Source organism: Stenotrophomonas sp. NPDC077461, from assembly GCF_049545475.1.
GTDB lineage: Bacteria > Pseudomonadota > Gammaproteobacteria > Xanthomonadales > Xanthomonadaceae > Stenotrophomonas > Stenotrophomonas nematodicola.
Map to the genome: position 1 here is coordinate 9,076 of NZ_JBMWDO010000016.1, position 2,369 is coordinate 11,444.

At 63.1% G+C, this 2,369-nt stretch carries 2 protein-coding genes and 2 pseudogenes (1 of these 4 running past the window's edge); all 4 read right to left on the reverse strand.

All coding sequences use genetic code 11. From position 1 onward, the window contains the following. Positions 1–188, reverse strand: a pseudogene (gene fusA / locus ACPEH8_RS19310) (elongation factor G); it reaches 1,904 nt to the left of the window's first position. A 136-nt stretch (positions 189–324) separates the two neighbouring features. Next, positions 325–792: a 30S ribosomal protein S7 gene (gene rpsG, locus ACPEH8_RS19315; RefSeq protein WP_017356009.1), complete on the reverse strand. Its 468-nt coding sequence runs from the start codon at positions 790–792 to the stop codon at positions 325–327. 12 nt (positions 793–804) lie between these two features. Continuing rightward, positions 805–1,179, reverse strand: coding sequence for a 30S ribosomal protein S12 (rpsL, locus tag ACPEH8_RS19320; protein ID WP_017356008.1), 375 nt, complete (start codon positions 1,177–1,179; stop codon positions 805–807). A gap of 370 nt (positions 1,180–1,549) precedes the next feature. Then, a pseudogene (locus ACPEH8_RS19325) lies at positions 1,550–2,369 on the reverse strand (DNA-directed RNA polymerase subunit beta'); the annotation flags it as partial.

The window sequence follows — 2,369 nt, forward strand, 5'->3', positions numbered from 1 at the left end:
ATTGTGATGCCACTCTCCTGCACCTGCTCCATCCAGTAGATTGTGGCATCGCCGTGTTGCTATTCACCGATCTTGTGGCTCTTGCCGGTGTAGAACAGGATGCGCTCGGACGTGGTGGTCTTGCCGGCATCGATGTGGGCCATGATGCCGAAGTTACGGTAACGCTCGATGGGAGTGGTGCGGGCCACGGGAGCCTCTCAATTTCTTGGAATTCGGATGGCCGAACGCCGCCTTTCGGCGGCCTTCGGATTGGCGCAGCCCTTCTGGGGCCGCGAGGCAGCACCTCAATGGTGCTGCCGTGCCTGTTTTACAAGGCCGTCAAACTCACCAGCGGTAGTGGGCGAAGGCCTTGTTGGCTTCGGCCATGCGGTGGGTTTCTTCGCGCTTCTTGATGGCGCCACCACGATTTTCCGAGGCGTCCAGCAGTTCGGCAGCCAGCTTCTTCGGCATGGTGTTTTCACCACGCTTGCGAGCGGAGTCGATCAGCCAACGCATGGCCAGCGCCATCTTGCGCGACGAACGCACTTCGACCGGCACCTGGTAGGTCGCACCGCCGACGCGGCGGGACTTGACTTCGACCGACGGAGCCACGTTGTCCAGAGCCTTCTGCACCAGCTCGACGGAGTTCGGGTTCTTCTCACCGATCACGTCCATGGCGCCATAGACGATCTTTTCAGCGACGGACTTCTTGCCGCTCAGCATCACCATGTTGATGAAGCGCGCGATGGTTTCACTTCCGTGCTTGGGATCCGGCAGGACGGAGCGCTGCGGCGTATTACCTTTACGAGACATGTGTACTTTCCCTTAGCTCTTCGGACGCTTGGCGCCGTACTTGGAACGGCCCTGACGACGCTTGGCAACGCCGGAGGCGTCCAGCGAGCCACGCACGGTGTGGTAACGCACACCCGGCAGATCCTTGACGCGACCGCCGCGGATGAGGACCACGGAGTGCTCCTGCAGGTTGTGGCCTTCGCCACCGATGTAGCTGATGACCTCTTCCTGGTTGGTCAGGCGGACCTTGGCAACCTTGCGGAGCGCCGAGTTCGGCTTCTTCGGGGTGGTGGTGTACACGCGCGTGCAGACGCCACGGCGCTGGGGGCACTTATCAAGTGCCGGCGAGGCACTCTTGTAAGTGGTGGCCTGCCGCGGCTTGCGGACAAGCTGATTGATCGTCGCCATCAGTATGTTCTTCTGAGAGAGGCCAAGGGAAAAACTGGCCATGAATGCGGAAATGTGCGAGCAGGCCAAGGAATCTGGCCTGCTGAGACAGACGATTGTAGCAACCTGGCGAAAACGCGGTCAACCGCGCACACGCCAAGCCAGCCCTGATCCTGGGCCGTTACAGGGGAGCCTTCTCCTTGCCCCCCGTTCAGGTTGTCAACCGACCCATGCGTGGGCCGGCCGGCATCCTACCCTATCGGTGGCGCGGACGCCACCGGCAGGAAGGTCAGGGAACCACCGGGGTGGTGCCCTGCCCCTTCGAATGTTGTCGGACCTACGGTCCGCCGCGACGCGAAGGTGGTCCGGCCCGGGGGCCGGACCGGGTTTCTCATTCCTCGCCCACCACCGGGTCGGCGTCGCTCGAATCGACCACGGCGACCGGTGCGGCGTCGGCCAAGACCGGAGTGCCGGCCAGGGTCTGCAGCTCCGAGTCGGTCAGGCCGGAGGCACCGCGACGACGCTGGGAGTGGTACGCCAGACCGGTACCCGCCGGGATCAGGCGGCCGACGATGACGTTCTCCTTCAGGCCGCGCAGGTTGTCCGAGGTGCCGCGGACGGCAGCTTCGGTCAGCACGCGGGTGGTTTCCTGGAACGACGCGGCCGAGATGAACGACTCGGTCGCCAGCGAGGCCTTGGTGATGCCCAGCAGCACCGGGTCGAAACGGGCCGGCAGTTCGTTGCGGACGGCCAGACGTGCATTTTCCTCGATGACGCGCTGGCGCTCGGCCTGCTCGCCATTCAGGAACTTGCTGCTGCCCTGGTCGGTGATTTCGACCTTGCGCAGCATCTGACGGGTGATCACTTCAATGTGCTTGTCGTTGATCTTCACGCCCTGCAGGCGGTACACGTCCTGGATTTCCTTGACCAGGTAGGCGGCCAGCGGCTCGACGCCCAGCAGACGCAGGATGTCCTGCGGGCTCGGTTCGCCGTCCACGATGGTTTCGCCCTTGGTCACGTGCTCGCCTTCGAACACGATGACCTGACGGTACTTCGGAATCAGTTCTTCGTGCTCCGAACCATCGGTGTCCTTGATGATCAGGCGCTGCTTGCCCTTGGTGTCCTTGCCGAAGCTGATGATGCCCGAACGCTCGGCCAGGATCGCCGGATCCTTCTGCTTGCGCGCTTCGAACAGATCGGCCACGCGCGGA